This window comes from Actinomyces sp. W5033, assembly GCF_051303165.1.
Map to the genome: position 1 here is coordinate 40,160 of NZ_JBPPGD010000004.1, position 20,433 is coordinate 60,592.

16 protein-coding genes, 1 tRNA gene and 1 other RNA gene are annotated in these 20,433 nt (G+C 70.7%); 13 read left to right on the top strand and 5 right to left on the bottom strand.

Annotation, left to right across the window (positions count from 1 at the left end; all coding sequences use genetic code 11):
- Nucleotides 1–152 precede the first annotated feature (152 nt).
- Entirely contained in the window at nt 153–479 is a 327-nt protein-coding gene (locus ACSJJR_RS03665) for a hypothetical protein (protein ID WP_435942141.1), read from the bottom strand.
- A 357-nt stretch (nt 480–836) separates the two neighbouring features.
- Here ACSJJR_RS03665 and ACSJJR_RS03670 point away from each other — a divergent pair.
- From ACSJJR_RS03670 to ACSJJR_RS03685, 4 genes are all read left to right on the top strand, one after another.
- Nucleotides 837–912 (top strand) — tRNA-Arg (locus tag ACSJJR_RS03670).
- Nucleotides 913–1,001: 89 nt separating this feature from the next.
- Nucleotides 1,002–2,588 (top strand): GTPase domain-containing protein, encoded by a 1,587-nt coding sequence (locus ACSJJR_RS03675; RefSeq protein ID WP_435942142.1) that lies wholly within the window; start codon nt 1,002–1,004, stop codon nt 2,586–2,588.
- Between the two features lie 53 nt (nt 2,589–2,641).
- Entirely contained in the window at nt 2,642–4,123 is a 1,482-nt protein-coding gene (locus ACSJJR_RS03680; RefSeq protein ID WP_435942256.1) for a GTPase, read from the top strand.
- A gap of 145 nt (nt 4,124–4,268) precedes the next feature.
- Nucleotides 4,269–4,919, top strand: coding sequence for a single-stranded DNA-binding protein (locus ACSJJR_RS03685; protein WP_435942143.1), 651 nt, complete (start codon nt 4,269–4,271; stop codon nt 4,917–4,919).
- Between the two features lie 69 nt (nt 4,920–4,988).
- Here the strand turns inward: ACSJJR_RS03685 and ACSJJR_RS03690 are convergent, their stop codons facing one another.
- Nucleotides 4,989–5,612 (bottom strand): TY-Chap domain-containing protein, encoded by a 624-nt coding sequence (locus ACSJJR_RS03690; RefSeq protein WP_435942144.1) that lies wholly within the window; start codon nt 5,610–5,612, stop codon nt 4,989–4,991.
- 156 nt (nt 5,613–5,768) lie between these two features.
- Here ACSJJR_RS03690 and ftsE point away from each other — a divergent pair, with 156 nt between their 5' ends.
- The 4 genes from ftsE to smpB all read left to right on the top strand — a co-directional run bounded on the left by ftsE (nt 5,769) and on the right by smpB (nt 9,376).
- Nucleotides 5,769–6,458 carry a cell division ATP-binding protein FtsE gene (gene ftsE, locus ACSJJR_RS03695; RefSeq protein ID WP_435942145.1) on the top strand — a complete coding sequence of 230 codons (690 nt, stop codon included), beginning with the start codon at nt 5,769–5,771 and terminating at the stop codon, nt 6,456–6,458.
- Between the two features lie 12 nt (nt 6,459–6,470).
- Complete coding sequence (gene ftsX / locus ACSJJR_RS03700) at nt 6,471–7,388, top strand: permease-like cell division protein FtsX (protein ID WP_435942146.1); 918 nt, start codon at nt 6,471–6,473, stop codon at nt 7,386–7,388.
- Nucleotides 7,389–7,390: 2 nt separating this feature from the next.
- Entirely contained in the window at nt 7,391–8,752 is a 1,362-nt protein-coding gene (locus ACSJJR_RS03705) for a peptidoglycan DD-metalloendopeptidase family protein (protein ID WP_435942147.1), read from the top strand.
- 96 nt (nt 8,753–8,848) lie between these two features.
- Nucleotides 8,849–9,376 carry an SsrA-binding protein SmpB gene (smpB, locus tag ACSJJR_RS03710; protein WP_435942148.1) on the top strand — a complete coding sequence of 176 codons (528 nt, stop codon included), beginning with the start codon at nt 8,849–8,851 and terminating at the stop codon, nt 9,374–9,376.
- A gap of 28 nt (nt 9,377–9,404) precedes the next feature.
- Here smpB and ACSJJR_RS03715 read toward each other — a convergent pair whose 3' ends face one another.
- Entirely contained in the window at nt 9,405–10,400 is a 996-nt protein-coding gene (locus ACSJJR_RS03715; protein ID WP_435942149.1) for an aldo/keto reductase, read from the bottom strand.
- Between the two features lie 218 nt (nt 10,401–10,618).
- Here ACSJJR_RS03715 and ssrA point away from each other — a divergent pair.
- Nucleotides 10,619–10,989: a transfer-messenger RNA gene (ssrA, locus tag ACSJJR_RS03720) on the top strand.
- A 476-nt stretch (nt 10,990–11,465) separates the two neighbouring features.
- Here ssrA and ACSJJR_RS03725 read toward each other — a convergent pair.
- Nucleotides 11,466–13,439 carry a solute carrier family 23 protein gene (locus ACSJJR_RS03725; RefSeq protein ID WP_435942150.1) on the bottom strand — a complete coding sequence of 658 codons (1,974 nt, stop codon included), beginning with the start codon at nt 13,437–13,439 and terminating at the stop codon, nt 11,466–11,468.
- Nucleotides 13,440–13,582: 143 nt separating this feature from the next.
- Nucleotides 13,583–14,329: a FadR/GntR family transcriptional regulator gene (locus ACSJJR_RS03730; protein ID WP_435942151.1), complete on the bottom strand. Its 747-nt coding sequence runs from the start codon at nt 14,327–14,329 to the stop codon at nt 13,583–13,585.
- 242 nt (nt 14,330–14,571) lie between these two features.
- Here ACSJJR_RS03730 and ACSJJR_RS03735 point away from each other — a divergent pair, with 242 nt between their 5' ends.
- The 4 genes from ACSJJR_RS03735 to ACSJJR_RS03750 all read left to right on the top strand — a co-directional run bounded on the left by ACSJJR_RS03735 (nt 14,572) and on the right by ACSJJR_RS03750 (nt 20,352).
- Nucleotides 14,572–16,197: an ABC transporter substrate-binding protein gene (locus ACSJJR_RS03735; protein WP_435942152.1), complete on the top strand. Its 1,626-nt coding sequence runs from the start codon at nt 14,572–14,574 to the stop codon at nt 16,195–16,197.
- Between the two features lie 224 nt (nt 16,198–16,421).
- A complete protein-coding gene (locus ACSJJR_RS03740; RefSeq protein ID WP_435942153.1) occupies nt 16,422–17,387 on the top strand; it encodes an ABC transporter permease in 966 nt (321 codons plus the stop codon).
- Nucleotides 17,387–19,528 (top strand): dipeptide/oligopeptide/nickel ABC transporter permease/ATP-binding protein, encoded by a 2,142-nt coding sequence (locus ACSJJR_RS03745; RefSeq protein WP_435942154.1) that lies wholly within the window; start codon nt 17,387–17,389, stop codon nt 19,526–19,528. Before ACSJJR_RS03740 ends, ACSJJR_RS03745 begins: the two co-directional genes overlap by 1 nt.
- Nucleotides 19,528–20,352: an ATP-binding cassette domain-containing protein gene (locus ACSJJR_RS03750; protein ID WP_435942155.1), complete on the top strand. Its 825-nt coding sequence runs from the start codon at nt 19,528–19,530 to the stop codon at nt 20,350–20,352. The genes ACSJJR_RS03745 and ACSJJR_RS03750 overlap by 1 nt, the downstream gene beginning before the upstream one ends.
- Nucleotides 20,353–20,433: the final 81 nt, after the last annotated feature.

Below are 20,433 nucleotides of genomic sequence, written 5' to 3' on the forward strand. Positions count from 1 at the left end.
CGTGCTCCGTCCGGCGATCCACGCCCTCGGCCAACCGGCGAGAGCAGTCGTTCATGCCGAACGCTAGCCTTCTGTTTCGGTCTGTGGGGCGAGACACGACGAGAGCGACGATGTCCGGCAAAACTCTCCACGACCAGCGACCCGGAACAGCGCTATGAGGCATCGGCGCCACCCACGATGAGTCCTGCCTCAACCAGCGCTGCGCGTACGGCCTTGCGGTCCACTCCCGTCAGACGAGCGATCGCCCGCATCGAGACACCAGCTCGGGCCAGCCTCACCGCCTCCGCCTTCTCGTCCAGACCCAGCCCCGGCCGGCGACTCGGCACGTTACGCCGGCGTAGGTGCGAGAACACCGTGGCGCGGTGGATGCCGTAGGTCTCGGCGAGAGACTTCACGCTCATCCCGGCCAGGTAGTCACCCACGAGCGCGTCCACCTCGGCGGCCGTGAGGAAAGTTTGAGCCGTCTCGACAGTCCCCACAACAGGACCACGATCATCCCTCGGGGCAGTGCTTCCGGGCCGTCGGGACACCCCGTAGACCCCACGATTCAAGCGGTTGACCAGGGCCTTCGTTCTGGGGGCAGAGTTGCCGAACGTGCTACTCAGGCACCCCACTTGTTTGCCCCGGTGTCCCACAAGAAGTTGGTGCCCGGCAGGACGGGGCCTGTTGGGCTCACAGGGGTGCGGGCAGCTTACTGCGCTGCGAGGACGTGGACGTCGTGCGTGGCACCGTGCTCGTTGGCTCACAACGTCGGCTCCAGGCCGCGCGCTTGGTATTGTGCGCCTCGCGGCCCAGGCCGTCGCCGTCCGCGCCGGGCGCCACCGGCAGGGCGACGTGCCTCCATAGCTCAATGGATAGAGCAACGGCCTTCTAATCCGCAGGTTCCCGGTTCGAGTCCGGGTGGGGGCACCACCTGCCCGTGCGCCTGCCCGCGCGCCACGCGGCCGGCCCCGAGGGCGCTCAATGCGGCCAGAAGACCACCGCGCCCCTAGTGTTGGCCTATGCCATCCTCCCGCCCTCAGGCCGACGGCCTCGGTGTCCCCTCCACGGTCATCAGCCGTGGACGCCTCATCGACGTCCTGTCCGACACCGTCCGGGACCTTGAGGCGCTGCCCCTGACACTGACGGTGGACGGCGTGGGGGACGCGCGCCGCCTGTGCGCGAGCGTGACCGGCCAGCTGCGTGACCACGTCCTGCCGCGCCTGGAGGACGCCGACGTGCCGGCTGTCGTCGTCGTCGGCGGCTCCACGGGGGCGGGCAAGTCCACCCTCGTCAACTCCGTCCTGGGCACCGAGGTCTCCGAGGCCGGCGTCCTGCGCCCCACGACCCGTGTCCCCGTCCTCGTCGTCAACCCCGAGGACGCCCCCGCCCTCGAGACCCACCCTGTCAGCGAGGTCGTCCAGACCGTCGTCTGCGAGGCGCAGCCGGCCGGACTCACCCTCATCGACGCCTCGGACCTCGACTCCGTCCAGGCGGGCAACCGAGCCCTCGCCGCCCGGCTGCTCGAGGCCTGCGACCTGTGGCTCTTCGTCACCACCGCCGCACGCTACGGCGACCACACCCCCTGGGCCACGCTCGAGGAGGCGGTCTCCCGTGGCGCCTCTATCGCCGTCGTGCTCAACCGCGTGCCTGCGGCTGTCCTGGGCGAGGTCCGTCTCGACCTCGTCGAGAGGCTCGACGGGCTCGGGCTGGCCGGCTCGCCCTTCTTCGTCGTGCCCGACGTCGGTCCCCACGAGGGCCTGCTTCCGGCCGGGGCGGTGCGTGAGCTGCGCGACTGGATGCAGCTGCTGGCCGGCCGCCACCGCGCGGCGGGCCTCGTGCGCCGCGCGGACCGTGAGCTGTGGCCCGCCCTGCGCCGTGACCTCCTCGCGCTGGCCGACGCCGTTGACGCCCAGGGGGACGCCGGACGCCGCCTGGAGCAGGCGGGCCGCGACCTGCTGGCCGGGCCCTGTCGCGCCCTGCGGGACGACGTCGAGCGCGGGGTACTTGCGGAGGGCGCACCGACCACCCGGTGGGTCTCCCACGCCTCGGCTGGAGGGCCTCTCGCCGCACTGGCCACAGGCTCGCGCCTGCGCGCGGGCTGGTTCGGCCGCACCGCCAGGGCCCGCTGCCGTGCCCTGGCCGAGGTCGTCGATGACCTGCGTGACGCCCTGGTCCTGCGCCTGACGGCTGACCTGGCCGCTGTCACGCAGGAGGCCACGGGCGCATGGTCCGCCGCCGGCGCGGCTGAGCACGCCGGTCGGCTGCTGGGCCGCGGGCCCGGCGCCCAGGAGGCGGTGGCCTCGTGGGTGGAGGGCACGCTCAGTGCCACGACGCCTGTCAAGGGCCTGGACGCGCCGGCCGCCGGCCATCTCGTCATTGTGGCCGCCTGCGGCCTTGAGGGCGCCCGCGCCGCCTCCGCCCGGCTGGGCCTGGCGGAGGCCGTCGATGAGGCGCGAGCCCGCCTGGCCAGTGCCCTCACGGCGGCGCTTGAGGCCGCCGTGAGGGCGGGCTCCGGGCTCAGCCTGGTCCCGGACCCTGACCTCGCCGCCGCCCTGCGTCTGCGTGCCGGCGAGCTGTCCGTGCTCGTGCGTCCCGGTGACCAGTGACGCGGGCCAAGGACGCAGGTATGAGTGAGACCACCAAGGAGAGCGACGAGGACATGACTCACCCGGCCACCCTGACGCCGAGCCCCGCGGCCGTCCTCGACTCCCGGCTCGCCGCGATGCGTGCCGCCCTGGACGCCTGCCCCACGGAGGTCCCCGCCGCGCTCGCCCTGCCGGCCCGCGCGGGCCTGGACGCCGTCGCCGAGAGGCTCGCCCTCGGGGTGGACCACACCGTCGTCGCCCTCTTCGGAGGCACCGGCTCCGGCAAGTCCTCCCTGTTCAACGCGCTCAGTGCCCTGGAGTTCGCCGACGTCGGCGCCCGCCGGCCGACCACCTCCAGGGCCGCCGCCTGCTCCTGGGGTGACGACGCGAGCGCCCTGCTCACCTTCCTGGGGGTGGACCAGGGCCGACGCATCCGCCGCGAGTCCCTCCTGGACGCCGCCGACCAGGACGAGCTCGCCGGCCTTGTGCTGCTGGACGTGCCGGACTACGACTCGGTCACGACGGCCCACGCCCTCCAGGTGGACCGGCTCGTGCCGCTGGCGGACATCCTCGTGTGGGTGCTCGACCCGCAGAAGTACGCGGACTCCGCCCTTCATGACGGCTACCTGCGCAGGCTGGGCGCCCGGCAGGAGGACATGCTCGTGCTCGTCAACCACATCGACGAGCTGCCGGCCTCCGGCCAGGACCAGCTCCTGGAGGACGTGCGCGCCCTCCTGGTGGAGGACGGCCTTGCCGACGTCACCGTGCTGCCCGTCTCCGCCGTGCGCGGCGACAACCTCGACCAGGTCCGGCGGCTGCTCATCGAGCGGGTTGCGAGGCCGTCCAACGCGGCGCGTACCGCCGAGGCCGAGCTCAACGCCATCGCCGCCCGCCTGGCGGGCACCGTCGCCGCCACTGCCAGGCACGTGGAGGACGGACCGCGCACCGAGGTGGTGGACGCGCTCGTGCAGGCCTCGGGGGCCCGAGCGGTCGAGGCCAGCGTCGCCACCAGCCTGTCCAGGGCGCTGCCCGGCGCCCTGGCCCGCCCTGAGCCGCCGGCCCGCGCGGCTGTCGCCTCCGCCCGCAGCCAGTGGCTCGCCCGTGTCACCCATGGCCTGCCCGGGGCCTGGGCGCGCTCCGTCGAGGAGGCCGTGGCCGGCCCGGACGCCCTGGGCGCGCAGACGGCTGAGGGGGTCGGCTCCGTCCCCCTGCCCTCACCGCGCTCGACGCTCATCGACCTGGGGTGGTGGGCGGGTCTGCTCGCTGTCCTGGGGGCTGCGGCCTGGCTCGCACTGTCCCTGCTGGGCGGGGGCGGTGTACCGCTGCTGGCCTGGGACACCCTCCTCGGGCCGGTACTGGCGGCCCTGCTGGGCTGCGCGGCCGCCGGGTGGGCGGCGTGGGCCCGTCGCCGCCGGGCAGGACGGGAGGCCGCGGTCTACGCCCGGCTGGTGCGCACACGTGTGGACTCGGTGGTGGAGCGGGGACTGGTCTCGCCCGCCACGCGGGTGCTCGAGCGCCATGCGCAGCTGCGCAGGGCGCTGGGCCTGAGCGGCTGACGGCCGGGCTCCACAGGTGCCCTGCGGGGCACCCAAGGACGCTGGTGTCCACAGGCGGGTGGCGGACTCCTCGCGCCGGTGCCCCCACGGCGGCACGGTTGGCACGTCGGCAACGCCGCCGGCACCAGCATCAGGAGGAGCTTCCATGAGCCGCCAGATCGACATCACCGTCCAGGGCGTCGTGGGCACGACGCCCACCGTCGCCACCACGCCCAACCGCCGTGCCTACTGCCGTTTCCGCGTCGCCTCCACCCCGGCCTACCGTGACGCCACCGGGCAGTGGCACGACGAGGAGACCCTGTGGTTCACGGCCAAGGCCTGGGGACCCTTGGCGGAGAACCTGGCACGCAGCCTGCGCAAGGGCGACCCCGTCCTGCTCCAGGGCCGTCTCACCCAGGAGACCTGGCACCCTGAGAGCGGTCCCGTGCAGACCAGCAACGTCATCACCGTCACCTCGGGCGGTCACGACCTCAACCGGGGAGCCTCCTCCTACATGCGGGTCGAGCCGGTCATGAGCCCACCGCGCGGTGCCGAGACGTCCGCCTGCGCGCCCTCGGCGGACTCACCAGGGACGACGGCTGCCGGCCCGGGAACGGTGCCTGGGCCCGGCCTGGAGACGGGTGCCGAGGCCGGTAGCAGCGTGGCTGCCCAGACGGGCTCTGGGACCCACGCGGGCTCCTGCGGAGCCGACCCGGACGAGGACCCCTGGACCACGTCCCTGCCGCCCCTGGACGGTGACGGCGGTGGCTTCACCGAGGCCGAGCTGTCCTACGAGGTGGTCGACGTCAACGTGTAGCAGCCGATGCCCACGCGTGGTGCTCAAGGCGTAGCCGTGGCACCGCCCCGGGTGCGGGGCTGGCCACCCCTAGCCGGTGACCGTGATGAGGTGGTCGAGGTCGGCAGGGTGGGCGACGCTCAGCATCTCGATGAGCACCCGTGTGACGGCCTGCGCTGCCGACGCGCCGTCGGGCAGCAGCCGGACCATGACGTCCTCCCGCAGCACCCATCCCAGCCGCCCGAGGGCCTCACGGGCGTCGGGCCCCAGCAGGTGGCGGCCCTCGCCGTCGAGCACCGGGACGTCCACCTCGACCCCGTCGGCCCGTGCGACAACGACGAGGCCCGGCACCTCGGGCGAGGGCAGGAGTCTGCGGCGGCCGCGCAGCAGGGAGCGCAGCCCCAGACGCTGCTCGAGCTGCGCCTGCGTGACCACCGCGCACGGCGCGGTGAGCAGGAGCGTGAGCCCCTTCCTGCCCGGCCCTGACAGGGACTGGCCGTCGAGCAGGGCCGCCAGCGAGGGCTCGAAGGCGGCCCAGGAGCCCAGGTCCACGAGGTCGTCGAACGGGGGCAGGACGCCGTCTAAGGAGAACGGTCCACCGGGTGCTTGAGCGCCTGAGGCCACCGCGGCGCCGGCGGGCACCGTGGTGTCGGCAGCTGCTGCGCCGTCGGCGGGGTCGGGGAAGCAGGCTGCGGGCGTGGGGGAGGGACTCACGCCCCGCACGCTAGCGGCCCAGCGCGCGGGGCTCACCACAGCCGGTCCTGGGCGTGTCTCGGCCGCGTACGCGGCCCTGCTGGATACGGTGGCAGGGAGCCCGGGCGCGCCGCGTCGCAGGGAGCCAGCCGTCAGCCAGGAGAGCAGACCCCACCCATGATCCGTTTCGACCACGTCTCCAAGGTCTATAAGAGGGGAGCGCGCCCCGCCCTCGACGGCGTCGATATCGAGATCGGGAAGGACGAGTTCGTCTTCCTCGTCGGTGCCTCCGGCTCCGGCAAGTCCACCTTCCTGCGCCTGACCCTGCGCGAGGAGCGCCCCACCTCCGGGCGCATCCACGTCCTGGGGCGCGACCTGTCCCAGGTGTCCTCCTGGAAGGTGCCTCAGCTGCGCCGGGAGATGGGCTTCGTCTTCCAGGACTTCCGGCTCCTGGAGAACAAGACCGTGCTGGAGAACGTCGCCCTCGCCTCCCAGGTCATTGGCAAGCCTCGCCACTACATCCTCTCCGCGGTCCCCGAGGCCCTGGAGCTCGTCGACCTCGCCGGCAAGGAGGACCGCAGGCCCCACGAGCTCAGTGGTGGCGAGCAGCAGCGCGTCGCCATCGCCCGCGCGATGGTCAACCGCCCCAAGCTGCTCCTGGCCGACGAGCCGACCGGCAACCTCGACCCCTCCACCTCCGTCGGCATCATGCGGCTGTTCGACCGGATCAACCGCCAGGGCACCACCGTCGTCATGGCCACCCACGACGACGAGATCGTCGACCAGATGCGCAAGCGCGTCATCGAGCTCAAGGACGGCAGGGTCGTGCGCGACCAGGACCGCGGCGTCTACGGCTCTGACCGCTGAAGGAGCACCAGCATGCGATTCCGCCTCATCCTGACCGAGACCCTCAAGGGGCTCACGCGCAACCTTGCGATGACGGTCTCCGTCATCCTCGTCGCCTTCGTCTCGCTGCTCTTCGTGGGTGCCTCGGCCCTCCTGCAGGCCCAGATCAGCACGATGAAGGGCGACTGGTATGACAAGGTCGAGGTGAGCGTCTACATGTGCCCGGCCTCCTCCGCCCGGGCGGAGTGCGCGGACGGGGAGGCCACCCAGGAGCAGATCGACGCCATCGAGGACCTCGTCACCTCCAACGCCCTGGCCCCCTACATCGCCAGCTACACGATCGAGTCGAAGGCCGAGGCCTACGAGAGCTTCATGAAGGGCTACGGCGACACCCAGATCGGCCAGAACGCGACCGAGGACATGATGCCCGTGTCCTTCCGCATCAAGCTCGTTGACGCCGAGCAGTACCAGGTGGTCTCCGAGCAGTTCGCGGGACGCAGCGGTGTCGAGCGCGTTGTTGACCAGCGGGCCACCCTTGAGCCCCTGTTCCTCGTGATGAACCGTGCCTCCTGGGTCACGGCAGGGCTGGCCGCCATCATGGCCGTCGCCGCCGTCCTGCTCATCACGACGACGATCCGGCTGTCTGCCATGAGCCGCTCGCGTGAGACCGGCATCATGCGTCTGGTCGGCGCCTCCAACCTCTTCATCCAGCTGCCCTTCATGCTTGAGGGGGCGCTCGCGGCCCTCGCGGGCGCCTTGCTGGCCGTCGGTGGCCTCTACGCGGGCGTGCACTACCTCGTCGAGGGGTGGCTCGCGAAGTCGATCTCCTTCACGACCGCCTTCATCAGCACCGACGACGTCCTGCGCGTCGCCCCCTGGCTCATCCTGGCGGCCATCGTCATCGCGGCCGTCTCATCCGCTTTGTCCCTGTCGAAGTACACGAGGGTCTGACAATGCTTCCGCTCCCGCACCGCCTCACCGACGCCGGACGCCGCCACCCACGGAGCCTGTGGCACAGGGCAGGGCCCGCGGCCCGCCGCGGCATGGCCGTCCTTGCGTCCCTGTGCCTGCTCGCGGCGCCGGTGAGCGTGCTCCTGCCGGCCGCCACAGCCGACGAGCGCTCCGACGCCGTCGTGGACCGGGACCAGGCCGAGCAGCGCGCCAGTGAGATCACCGCCTCGCTCGAGGGCGTCTCCGCAGAGCTCGGCCAGGCCTACCTCGACCTGCAGGCGGCCCAGAGCGAGCTGACGGCCGCAGAGACGGCGTTGGCCGGCGCGGAGGTGGTGCTGGCGGAGAAGGAGCGCGCGCAGCAGGCGGCTGCGGACCGGCTCGACGTCGCCCAGTCCCAGCTCTCGGCCCTGGAGAGCGAGGCCGCCGCCTCCGAGCGCAGCGCCTCGGTGAACAAGGACTCTGTGGCCTCGCTCGTGGTCTCCGCCTACCAGGGCGACTCCGCCATCACCTCCTGGTCCTACGTGCTCGCCTCCGACTCCGTGGAGGAGCTGACCCGGCGGGCCTCGACCATGGAGATCGCCTCCGGCGTGCAGTCCTCGGTCCTGACCGCCGCCGAGCAGGAGCGGGCCCAGACCGCCAACCGGCGCACCCGCCAGGACGCTGTCGCCGAGCGCGTCAGCATGCTCAAGGAGGAGGCCGACGCCGCTGAGTCCGAGGCGCAGGAGGCTGCGGACGCGGCGCAGGCCCGGCGTGACGAGGTCGCGACCCTCACCGCCGGCAGGGAGGCGGCCGCTGCCGCTCTTGAGAGCCGCAAGGTGGGGCTCCAGGACCAGCTGGCCCAGGCCCAGGCGGACCAGGAGGCGGCGGCCGCCACCATCGCGCAGATCGACGCCTCCAACCAGGCCAGCGCCGGCTACACGGGGGCCTCGTCCGGCTCCGTTGCTGCGGCGACGCTCGGCTCTGGCGCCATCGGCCACCCCATCACCGGGCCGCTGACGGTCGCCTCGCCCTACGGCTACCGCATCCACCCCATCACCGGCGCCAGTGCCCTGCACGCGGGGGTCGATCTCGTCGCCGCCCAGGGCGTGCCCCAGTACGCCGCTGTCTCGGGCACACTCACGTACAACATCAACAGCTCGTGTGGCAATGGCGTGATGATCAACGGCGGCGTCATCAACGGCCAGTCCGTCGTCCTGTACTACTGCCACATGTCCTCGATCACTGCGGGCAACGGCTCCTACGTCACCAAGGGCGACCAGATCGGCCTGACCGGCGCCACCGGGGGCGCCACGGGGCCTCATGTGCACTTCGAGGTCTACCTCAACGGCTCCTCCATCGACCCCATGACCCTGCCGGGTTTCTGAGCGCTCGTCCTGCCGGGTTTCTGCCCCGGCTGGAGCCCGCGTAGGGTGGGCCCCTGCCCCGCGCACGGCGGGCGCACGGGCCAGGAGAGGAGTCGCATGGCCAAGCAGCCGACGAGGCCGAGGAAGCCGACCGCGGGTGAGCGGGCCAAGGCGGCTTCCGACGCCCACAAGACCATCGCCCGCAACAAGAAGGCGAGCCACGACTACTTCATCGAGGACCGCTTCGAGGCGGGGCTGGCCCTGACCGGAACCGAGGTCAAGGCGCTGCGCATGGGCCGCGCCTCCCTGACCGAGGCCTGGGTCGAGATCGACCGGGGCGAGGCGTGGCTCCAGGGCGCCCACATCCCCGAGTACCTCCAGGGCACGTGGAACAACCACGCGCCCAGGCGCAAGCGCAAGCTGCTCCTGCACCGCAACGAGATCGAGCGTCTGGCCATGCGGGTGCAGGCCAAGGGCTACACGATCGTGCCTCTGGAGCTGTACTTCGTCGGTGGGCGCGTCAAGGTCGAGATCGCGCTCGCCCGGGGCAAGCAGGACTGGGACAAGCGCCATTCACTGCGCGAGGCCCAGGACCGGCGTGAGGCCGCGCGCGCCATGGCGGACGCCAACCGCCGTCGGGGCTGAGGGGGCTGAGGGGCCCGAGGGGCCCGTCTCACCAGCGCGTGTGCACGTGCTCGCGGATGAGACGCTCGTACAGCTCGGCCAGCGCCGCCTCAAGGTCCGCGCTCAGCGGGGGCAGTGAGCCCGCCTCGGCGTTGGCCCGTGCTTGCGCGGCGTTGCGGGCGCCGGGGATGACGGTCGTGACTCCCGGCTGGTCGATGACCCAGCGCAGCGCCACCTGGGCCGGGCTCGCGCCCTCGGGGCCGAGCTCGCGGGCCAGGGCGGTGAGCTCACGGGCCGCCGCCACGCCGACCTCGTAGGGGACCCCGGAGAAGGTCTCGCCGACGTCGAAGGCGGAGCCGTCGCGGTTGTAGGAGCGGTGGTCGCTCGCGGCGAAGACCGTGTCCTCGCGGTAGCGCCCCGACAGCAGGCCGGAGGCCAGTGGGACGCGCGCGATGATCGCGGTGCCGGTGGCCAGGGCAGCGGGCAGGACCTCCTCCAGGGGCTTGCGACGCAGGATGTTGAGGATGATCTGCACGCTCGCGCAGGCCGGACGGCGCATGGCCTCCAGGGCCTGCGCACAGGTCTCCACGCTCACCCCGTAGGCGCGCACGCGCCCCTCGGCGACCATCTCGTCGAGCCAGTCCCAGGTGCGCTGGGCCTCGATGACCTCGCTGGGTGGGCAGTGCAGCTGGACCAGGTCGATGGTCTCGACCCCGAGGTTCTGGCGGGAGCGGTCGTTCCAGGCCAGGAAGCTGTCCCGGTTGTAGCTCTCATAGGTCTGCTCCGCGCGGCGGCCCATCTTGGTCGCCACGGTCAGCCCCGCCTCGGGCCGCGCCCTGACGAAGGCCCCGACGAGGCGCTCGGAGCGTCCGTCGCCGTAGACGTCGGCGGTGTCGATGAAGGTGACGCCGGCGTCGACCGCGGCCTGGAGGGTCGCCTCGGCGTCGGCGGGCGTGACCTCGCCCCAGTCGGTGCCCAGCTGCCAGGTCCCGATACCGATGCTTGAGATGCTGCGCTCCAGCGCGGGCAGCGGGCGTGACTCCATGACGTGCTCCTTCGTCGTGCTCGCCCTCCTGAGGAGGAGGACGGGGCCATCCTTCCAAGTCGACGGCGGCCGGGGGAGCGAGCGGGACCGGTATCGACACGCGGTGCTGGGGCGACGGCGAGTGACAGCCGCCTCTGGCGCGGCGGGACGGTGCGCTGCTAGAGTGCAGAGGCTCCGTCAGGAGCGTGTGCGCCCGGGCAGCCGGGCACAACTGCACAGGGGATGATCGGTTTCGACGACGGTCGTGGGTTCAGGAGAAGCGGGTCGAGGACGCACAGTCATCTCGTCAACGCTCTGTGCGAACCAATAGGTGCCGATAACACTCGCACCGACTTCGCCCTCGCCGCCTGAGCGAGCCTCGAAGTCCGTCAGCCCGGGGACTGCTTCCGCCCCGGTTCCTGGCGTCATCCAGGGAGCCACTGCTGAGGTCCTTCGTCACCGGGGACCTCGGGACTTTGAGGTGACTGAGCCCGTCGGCGTCCTTGCTCGCGTGAGACGCCGGGGCTGAGAAAAGCAGCAGCGAGCTGCACCCGGAGAAGTCCTGTTGCACCACCGTCGGACGGGGGTTCGATTCCCCCCATCTCCACCACAAGGGGAGCTGCAAGCTTGCGCCTTCGGGCTCGAGCCCGCAGCTCCCCATTGTCGTGTCGGTGGTCGAGAGCCTCGTTGAGCCTGGCGGCATCGAGGTGCTGTGTGAGGCAGGGCTCCAGGCCTTCCGTGGCTGATGAGCACTGGCGGTCTCACTGTTGCTTTCCTCGTGACCGAGGGTCGTCCCCTGCGCTTGAGCACCGCCTTTCCCGCTGGGCCCCCTCGAAGGGGTCGTCATGGTGCCGGCCGAGGGAGCCCGCGCCCGGTCCTGCGCACCCACCTTGAGCCGCTGTGCACATCTGACCTGAGGACGACGGAGGCGAGACGCTCAGACACGGGAGCATCGTGCACGCCCCTCGGCCTCCTTCCTCAGGGGTGAGGGGCCTTGCTACCTGCCTGAGCGGGACCCCCAGGCACAACGTGAGGTGGCGCCCCGTGCGAGTCGCAGGGGCCCCACCTCACGGGCCGGGTCTGGCCTCAGCCGAGCTGCTCGAACTTGCGTGCCCAGGCGGAGCGGATGGGGTTGGCGTCGGCGACCATCTCGCTGAAGCGCTCGTCGGCGATGTCGATGACCTCGCCGACGGCGGTGCGTGCCTCGCGCGTCGGGGACCCCTCGACCCGGGCCCAGCCGCGGGCGATGAGCTGGCGGCGGTCGGCGACCCTCTCGACGCACATGATGAGCGGGCGGTCGAACTTGCTGCGGTAGGCCTCGGACAGGCCCCGCAGCTCGGCCTGCTCGGCGTCGTCGGGCTCGCCCAGCGCCAGTGAGGCGGTGTCCAGGCGCGCCTGCTCGTCTCCGCCCGTGCCCAGCAGGAGGTCGACGACGTCGGTGTAGCCGGCGATGAGGGCCTCCTGCTCCTGGCTGGAGGCGGCGAGGACCTCGTCCTCGAAGGCCTGGCGCAGGGCCGTCGTCGTGGCGAAGGGGCGCGCGCCCCACACTCGCTCGGCCGGCCAGGTGGCGCCGGCGTGCAGGCGGGAGAAGACCCGCACGAACTCGTCGCGGTCCATGGCGTTGACGTCGTCCAGGCCCAGGGGCCGGCCCTCGACGCGGGCGACGTCGGCCCCCTTCTGACGGCCGACGTGGAAGAACAGGAGGTTGAGGATGATGGCGGTGAGCGCACCGATGGTGACGCCCGAGCCGAAGAGGATCGCCAGCCAGGACGGCACCATCGTGGCGATGTCCGGCTTGAAGGTCACCAGCAGCGCCAGACCCACTGAGGTGGAGACGATGACCGCGTTGCGGTTGTCGGTCATGTCGACCTTGCCGAGGGTCTGGATGCCGACGACGGCGACGGAGGCGAACATCGCCAGGCTGGCGCCGCCGATGACGGGGGTGGGGATGGCCTGGACGACGGCGGCCGCCTTGGGCAGCAGCCCCAGGATGATCATGATGACGCCCGCGCAGGTGACGACCCAGCGGGACTTGACCTGGGTCAGGCGCACCAGGCCGACGTTCTGTGCGAAGCAGGTGTAGGGGAAGGAGTTCATGATGCCGCCGAGCACGGTGGACAGGCCGTCGGCCCGCAGGGCGTTGGCGACGTGCGCGGGGGTGATGCGGCGGCCGACGACCTCACCGGTGGCGAAGACGTCGCCCGTGGTCTCCACGGCCGTGACGGCCATGACGATGAGCATGGACACGATGCCGGTGAGGGTGAACTCGGGCAGGCCGAAGAAGAAGGGCGTGGTGATCCCCAGGGCGTCGGCCTCGGCGACACCCGAGAAGCTCGCGTCGCCCAGGGCCCAGGCGACGGCGGTGGCCAGCAGCAGGCCGATGAGCACGGAGATCGTGGAGACGAAGCCCTTGAAGATGCGCTGGACGAGCACGATGAGCGCGAGGGTGAGGAAGGCGTATCCCAGGCCGCGCAGGGTGGGGCCCGCGGGGTCCTGCCCGGCCGCCGCCGCGGCGGTTCCCCAGCTGACGATGTCGTTGGCGGACACGCTCATGAGCGTGGTGCCCATGACGGTGAGCAGGGTGCCGGTGACGACGGGCGGGAAGAAGCGCAGCAGCCGGGCGAACCAGGGGGCCACGAGGAAGGTGACGAGGCCTGCGGCGATGATCGAGCCGTACATGGCGGCCAGGCCCTGGGTGCCGCCGGCGCCGCCGGAGGCGGCCAGGCCGATGGCGATGAGCGGCGAGACGGCGGTGAAGGTCACGCCCTGGATGAGGGGCAGGCGCACGCCGATGCGCGGGCCCAGTCCGGCGGACTGGATGATGGTGGCGATGCCGCAGGTCAGCAGGTCGGCGTTGATGAGGTGGATGGTCGTGGCGCTGTCGAGGTTGAGCCCCGTGGCGATGACGAGGGGGACGACGACGGCGCCGGCGTAGAAGGCCAGGACGTGCTGGACGCCGAGGACCGTCAGACGCCCGAGGGGCGGCACGGCGTCGACGGGGTCCTTCGCCCGGGTGGGCGGGGCGGCGGGTCCGGTGGGAGTGGTCAGGCCTGATGACACGGGGACTCCTAGGTCGGGACAGGGGATGTCAGACCTATTGTGAGATCAGTTCCCGACGCCGGGTGCATGACCCAGGGCACGGTGTGACGAGGACGTCACGGCGCGCCCCGGGGCACGAGGGCGTCCGCGGGCGGCAGGGCGCGTCACGAGGCGCCCTGCGCCCCCCGGTTGGCCTCCAGCACGTGCAGCAGTGGCGCGTAGTGGTCGATGATGGCGCGCCGGTAGGCCTCGGGGTCGCCGGCGCGCGCGGCCTCGAGCATGGCTCGGTGGGCCATGGCGGTGTGCTGGATGTCCTCGGGGGTCGGGGCGCCCAGCAGCGGCACGGTGAGGGTGTGGACGGCCCAGAAGGCATTGATGAGGTGGCGGAAGAGCTGGTTGGGCAGCGGCTCCAGGAGCATGGAGTGGAACTGGTGGTCCTGGTCGGTGAAGGTGCTCCCGGCGGCAGCCAGCTCCTCCATCTCCTCGACGACGGCGTCGATCGTGGGGTCCTCACGGCCCTTCCACGCGGCCACCACCTCCTCGGCGAGGGCGGCGTCGAGGGTGACGCGCACCTCGACGACGTCGCGCAGGGACCGGAAGTCGTCACCGGGCTTGAGCAGCCCGCGGAAGACGAGGGACTCGACCATGGGGCGCATGGAGACCTGGCCCACGAAGGTGCCGTGCCCGTGGCGCACGGTGACGATGTCGAGGGCCACGAGGGTGCGCACTGCCTCGCGGACGGAGGAGCGCGACACGCCGAGGACCGCACAGAGCTGGGACTCGGTGGGCAGGGGGTCGCCGGGCTGCAGGTGCTTGGCGAGGATGTAGTCCTTGATCGCGTTGATGGCCGTCGAGGCTTGTGTCGTGTTGGCGTCGGTGAAGGATGTGTAGGTGCCGCGCGTGGGTGCCATGGGCGTCATTGTCCCCGGTGTCCGGTCGTTCTAGGGTATTGAGCGCAGGTGCTGCTGCGCGTGGTGTCCGTGGGTGGTGACGCGCCGGCCCGTGCTCCCCCTCCCCACGCACAGCGTGCCCGCAGCCTGCCTGCGGCGCACAATGTGACGTGACGCGTGACGGGGCGACGAAGCGGCGTCACGTGTGTTATAGTGATCCTACCAACGTCAGACAACAGACGTCAGACTTCAGGAGACCATCAATGGCGATCTCAACCCCCCGCGCTTCCCGGCGCGACTTCATCCGCATCACCTCCACCCTCGGCCTGGCTGCCGGCGTCGCCGCCACCCTGGCCGCCTGCGGTGGTAGCGACAGCGGCTCGACCTCCACCTCCACCCAGGGTGGCGCTGCGTCTGAGGCTCCCGCGGCCACCAGCTCTGACGGCACCATCACCGCCGGCATCTCCTACGAGCTGGGCACCAACGGCTACGACCCGATGACGACCACCTCCGCCCTGACGGTCGCCGCCAACTGGCACACGATGGAGGGTCTGACCGAGCTCCACCCCGCCAGCCGTGAGGTCTACGCCGCCCTCGGCGCCGAGCTGCCCAAGATGGTCAACGACACCACCTACGAGGTCACCCTGCGTGACGGTGCCGTCTTCTCCAACGGCAGCCCCGTCACCACCGAGGACGTCGTCTTCTCCTTCGAGCGCGTCCTCAACCCCGACAACAAGTCGCTGTACGCCCAGTTCATCACCTTCGTTGACTCCGTCACCGCCAAGGACGACAAGACCGTCACGATCACGACCAAGTACGCCTACTCGCTCGTGGCCGAGCGCATCAGCGTCGTCAAGATCGTCCCCAAGGCCGCCGTCGAGGCCGACGCCAAGGCCTTCGACCTCATGCCCGTGGGCACCGGCCCCTACACGATGACGGACAACGGCGCCGGCTCGCAGAAGGTCGTCTTCGAGCGCAACGAGGCCTACACCGGCTCCAAGCCCGCCCTGGCCAAGTCCATGGTGTGGCAGGTCCTACCGGACGACACCACGCGCACCAACGCCATGACCTCCAACACGGTCCAGGCGATCGACGCCGTGCCGGTGGCCAACCTCACCTCCATGACGGACCCGATCAAGGTCGCCGCGCAGCAGGGCTTCGGTCTGCTCTTCGTCATGTTCAACAACGCCGTCCTCACCGACGCCAAGGCGCGTCAGGCCGTCCTGTACGCCCTGGACTACGCCTCCATCTGCAAGACGGGCATGGGCACCCTGGCCACCCCGGCCACCTGCTTCGTGCACGAGGACCACCCGGCCTACAAGAAGGCCTCGACCGTCTACACCTACGACGTCGAGAAGGCCAAGAGCCTCATTGCCGAGGCCGGCGTCACCGAGATCAACCTGCTGTGCACCGACCACGGCTGGTTCTCCAACGTCCGCCCGATCATCCGCCAGAACCTCGAGGCCCTGGGCATCACGGTCAACTACCAGGAGAAGAAGTCCTCCGACGTCTACGGCTACGTGGACTCCGCCGAGGGTGCCTGGGACGTCGTCGTGGCGCCGGGTGACCCCTCGGTCTTCGGCTCCGACGCCGACCTCCTCCTGCGCTGGTGGTACGGCGGCGACGTGTGGACCGACACGCGTATGCACTGGAAGGGCACCGAGACCTACACGAAGGTCCAGGCCATGCTCGACGAGGCCGTCCAGCTCACCGGTGACAAGCAGCTCACCAAGTGGCAGGAGATCTTCGACCTGCTGTCCGCCGAGGTGCCGCTCTACCCGATCTTCCACCGCAAGACGCCCACGGCCTACAACAGCGAGACGCTGCAGGGCTTCAAGCCGATCGCGCTGACCGGTCTGTCCTTCGTCGAGGTCGGTACGACCGTCTGAGACTGACTCCGGGTGCCGGGGGCCGCAGTGGGATGTCCGCTGCGGCCCCCGGCACCCGCTGTGTCTGGCGCCTGGCAAACCCAGGGGCGTCAGGCACAACACACCTAAACGCTTGCCATCTGACGTCAGACGTCAGACAATAGGGGGGACGGCACCGCTGTCGTCCTCTCTGCAGCCGCGCGTACCCGCGTGCGGTGCAGGACACCGAAGCAAAGGAGCACCCAGTGTCCAACCTCCTCCGCCTGATCGGGCGGCGCCTCGTCGCGCTGCCGCTCATGGTGCTGGGCGTGACGCTGCTCGTCTTCATCGTCATGTCGTTCTCGAACGCAGACCCCGCGCGCCTGGCGCTCGGTGAGTCCGCCTCGGCTGACGCCCTCGAGCAGTACCGCGAAGCCCACCACCTCAACGACCCGCTCTTGCTCCGCTACTGGACCTACATGGTGGGCCTCGTGCGCGGCGATCTCGGTGAGAGCTTCACGGGGGTCAGGATCACGGACCTTGTGTCCAAGGCCTTTCCCATCACCCTCCAGCTGACCTTCATCGGCATCTTCCTCGCCGTCATCATCGCCCTCGTCCTGGGCGTCGTGGCGGCCCTCTACCGGGACCGCTGGCCCGACCAGGTCATCCGCGTCATCTCCATCCTGTCGCTGGCGACCCCGTCCTTCTGGCTGGCGCTGTTGCTCATCCAGTGGCTCGCGGACGTGCCCGGCGGCGCGGGGCTGTTCCCCTCGGTCGTCACCGACTGGGTGCACTTCTCCGACGACGCCGGGGCCTACATGCGCCAGATCGCGCTTCCCGCCTTCGCCATCGCCGTCCCGAACTCCGGCACCCTGACCCGTATCGTGCGTACCGCCATGGTCGAGGAGCTCGACCGTGACTACGTGCGCACCGCCATCGGCGCCGGCATCCCCAAGAGCACCGTCGTCGCACGCAACGTCCTGCGCAACGCCCTCATCACCCCGCTGACCGTCCTCGGTCTGCGCCTGGGCTACGCCATGGGCGGCGCCGTCGTCATCGAGATCATCTTCAACATCCAGGGTATGGGTCAGCTCATCTTCCAGGGCATCACCCGTAACGACGTCAACATCGTCCAGGGCGTGTCGATCACCGTCGCCGCCGCGTTCATCATCATCAACATCGTGGTGGACATGCTGTACGTGCTCGTCAACCCGCGAATCAGGAGCATCTGATGCTGCACCGCCGCACACTCGACAAGGTCGCCGCGCCCGGTACCCGGTTCCAGGGCTGGAAGGCGCTGCCCCTGGGCTCCAAGATCGCCGTCACCGTCCTGGCGGCCCTCGTCCTCGTGGCGATCTTCGCCCCGCTCATCGCCCCCTACTCCCCGCGTGCGACCGGCCTGGACTCCACGGAGATCGTCACCCACATCGAGGGAGTCGGTGAGGTCGTCTCGGTCGACCCGGCCGTCGCGCCCTCGGCGTCCCACCTGTTCGGCACCGACGCCTCCGGCCGCGACATCTTCTCGCGCGCCGTCTACGGTGCCCGCGTCTCCCTCGTCGTCGGTCTGTCCGCCACCGGCCTGGCCCTCGCCGTCGCCTCCGTCCTGGGAGCCATCGCGGCCACGAGCCGCAAGTGGGTCTCCGAGACGCTCATGCGCTTCCTCGACGTCGTCATGTCCTTCCCCGGCATCGCGCTGGCGGCCGTCCTCGTGCTCGCCCTGAGCGCCCACATGCCGATGGTGCCCGTCATCATCACGGCCACCGCCATCGTCTACACCCCGCAGCTGACCCGCGTCGTGCGCGCCAACATCCTCGCCCAGTTCGGTGAGGACTACGTCGCCGCCTCCAAGGTCATGGGCGCGCGGGTGCCGTGGATCCTCATCAAGCACGTCGTGCGCAACTGCATCGCGCCGATCATGGTCTACGCGACGGTCCTCGTCGCCGACGCCATCGTCTTCGAGGCCTCCCTGTCCTTCATCGGCACGGGCATCCAGGCCGTCAACACGCCCACCTGGGGCAACATGCTCTCCGAGGGCAAGGCCCTGGTCCTGTCCGGCCACTGGTGGCCGACCTTCTTCCCCGGCCTGCTCATCCTCATCGCCACCCTGTGCCTCAACATCCTCTCCGAGGGCCTGACCGACGCCATGGCGTCGCCCAAGATCCGCAAGAAGGTGGACGTCCAGGCTGACGAGGAGGCCATGAAGACGGACAAGGCGTGGAACGAGGCCGGCGACGCCGTGCGCGACAACGCCGAGATGCCCTCCGACGCCATCGCCGGCGGCCAGGCCTCCGGCCTCACCGGCCTGGTCGAGCCCGCCGCCGAGGACGTGCCGCTGTCCGAGCGCCTGGCCCTGCTGCGCGACGCCGAGCTCGCCCGCGGCGACCGCCTGGTCTACACCACCCCCGAGGCCACCCCGGTCCTGGAGGTCAAGAACCTGTCCATCGCCTTCCCGCAGCAGCACGGCGAGGTCAACATCGTTGACAACGTCTCCTTCTCCGTGCGCCCCGGCGAGACCATGGGCCTCGTGGGCGAGTCCGGCTGCGGCAAGTCGATCACCTCGATGGCGGTTATGGGCCTGCTGCCCCCGACCGCCCGCATCACCGGCGAGATCCTGTTCCAGGGCAAGAACATCCTCGACATGACCCCCAACGAGCACAACGCGCTGCGCGGTCACGAGATGGCGATGATCTACCAGGACGCCCTGTCCTCGCTCAACCCGTCGATGCTCATCTCCGCGCAGATGAAGCAGCTGTCCTCCCGCGGTGGCACCCGCAGCGCCGAGGAGCTCCTCGAGCTCGTGGGCCTGGACCCGGTGCGCACTCTCAAGAGCTACCCGCACGAGCTGTCCGGTGGGCAGCGCCAGCGCGTGCTCATCGCCATGGCCCTGACCCGCGACCCGAGCCTCGTCATCGCCGACGAGCCCACGACGGCGCTCGACGTGACGGTCCAGAAGCAGGTCATCGACCTGCTCAACGACCTGCGTGAGAAGCTCGGCTTCGCCATGGTCTTCGTCAGCCACGACCTGGCCCTGGTCGCCAAGGTCGCCCACCGCATCACGGTCATGTACGCCGGACAGGTCGTCGAGCAGGCGGGCACGTCCGAGCTCATGAGCAACCCGGTCCACGAGTACACCCGTGGCCTGCTGGGAGCGGTCCTGTCCATCGAGGCCGGCTCCAAGCGCCTGCACCAGGTGCGTGGCACGGTCCCCAGCCCCTCGGAGTTCGTCGCGGGAGACCGCTTCGCTCCCCGCTCGGACCACCCGACGGTCGGGCTCGAGACTCGCCCCGTGCTCAAGCTGGTGCCCGGCACGACCGAGCACTACCACGCCATCACGCCCGAGCTTGAGGCGATCCTCGCGAAGGAGGCCAACTGATGTCCGCTGACAAGTACGCCGGGTGGAACCCGGAGACGGACCCGGTGGTCGAGCTGCGCCACGCGCACGTCATCCACAAGTCCCGCACCGGCAAGCTCTTCCGGCCGGACACGGTCCACGCCGTCAACGACGTGTCCATCTCGGTGCGTCGCGGCGAGACCCTGGGCCTCGTGGGCGAGTCCGGCTGCGGCAAGTCCACGACCGCCCGTGTCATGGTGGGCCTGCAGGAGCTGACCAAGGGTGAGGTCCTGTTCAAGGGCCGTCCCCTGGGGCACAGCGCCGCGGACCGCCGTGCGCTGGGACGTGCGGTCTCCGTGGTCTTCCAGGACCCGGCGACGGCGCTCAACCCGCGCATGATCGTGCACGACACGCTCATCGACCCGCTCAACGTCCACGGAATCGGCTCGCCCGCCGAGCGCGAGGCCAAGGTCAAGGACCTTCTCCACCTCGTCGGCCTGCCGCCCAGCGCCATGGACGTCCTGCCCCGCCAGATCTCCGGCGGCCAGCGCCAGCGCGTCGCCATCGCGCGCGCCCTCGCGCTGGACCCGGACATCATCGTGGCGGACGAGCCCACCAGCGCGCTGGACGTGTCCGTGCGCGCCCAGGTGCTCAACCTGCTCCAGGACCTCAAGGCCGCCCTCGGCCTGGGCCTGGTCTTCATCAGCCACGACATCAACACGGTCCGCTACGTCTCGGACCGCATCGCGGTGATGTACTTCGGCGAGATCCTCGAGCTCAACACGACCGAGGAGATCTTCAACAACCCCCAGCAGGAGTACACGCGCACCCTCCTGGGCGCCGTGCCCTCGCTCCTGGAGGTCTGAGGCCCGCCCTCAGGGGCTCCCGGCCATCGTCAGCCGGCCCCGCGCACACGTGTCGTGGGGCCGGCTGACGCCATGAGTGGC

Excerpts from the sequence above, each read along its gene's own strand:
- ACSJJR_RS03675 (WP_435942142.1), top strand. The coding sequence starts at position 1,002 with ATGCCATCCTCCCGCCCTCAGGCCGACGGCCTCGGTGTCCCCTCCACG.
- ACSJJR_RS03680 (WP_435942256.1), top strand. The coding sequence starts at position 2,642 with ATGACTCACCCGGCCACCCTGACGCCGAGCCCCGCGGCCGTCCTCGAC.
- ACSJJR_RS03685 (WP_435942143.1), top strand. The coding sequence starts at position 4,269 with ATGAGCCGCCAGATCGACATCACCGTCCAGGGCGTCGTGGGCACGACG.
- ftsE (WP_435942145.1), top strand. The coding sequence starts at position 5,769 with ATGATCCGTTTCGACCACGTCTCCAAGGTCTATAAGAGGGGAGCGCGC.
- ftsX (WP_435942146.1), top strand. The coding sequence starts at position 6,471 with ATGCGATTCCGCCTCATCCTGACCGAGACCCTCAAGGGGCTCACGCGC.
- ACSJJR_RS03705 (WP_435942147.1), top strand. The coding sequence starts at position 7,391 with ATGCTTCCGCTCCCGCACCGCCTCACCGACGCCGGACGCCGCCACCCA.
- smpB (WP_435942148.1), top strand. The coding sequence starts at position 8,849 with ATGGCCAAGCAGCCGACGAGGCCGAGGAAGCCGACCGCGGGTGAGCGG.
- ACSJJR_RS03715 (WP_435942149.1), bottom strand. The coding sequence starts at position 10,400 with ATGGAGTCACGCCCGCTGCCCGCGCTGGAGCGCAGCATCTCAAGCATC.
- ACSJJR_RS03730 (WP_435942151.1), bottom strand. The coding sequence starts at position 14,329 with ATGGCACCCACGCGCGGCACCTACACATCCTTCACCGACGCCAACACG.
- ACSJJR_RS03735 (WP_435942152.1), top strand. The coding sequence starts at position 14,572 with ATGGCGATCTCAACCCCCCGCGCTTCCCGGCGCGACTTCATCCGCATC.
- ACSJJR_RS03745 (WP_435942154.1), top strand. The coding sequence starts at position 17,387 with ATGCTGCACCGCCGCACACTCGACAAGGTCGCCGCGCCCGGTACCCGG.
- ACSJJR_RS03750 (WP_435942155.1), top strand. The coding sequence starts at position 19,528 with ATGTCCGCTGACAAGTACGCCGGGTGGAACCCGGAGACGGACCCGGTG.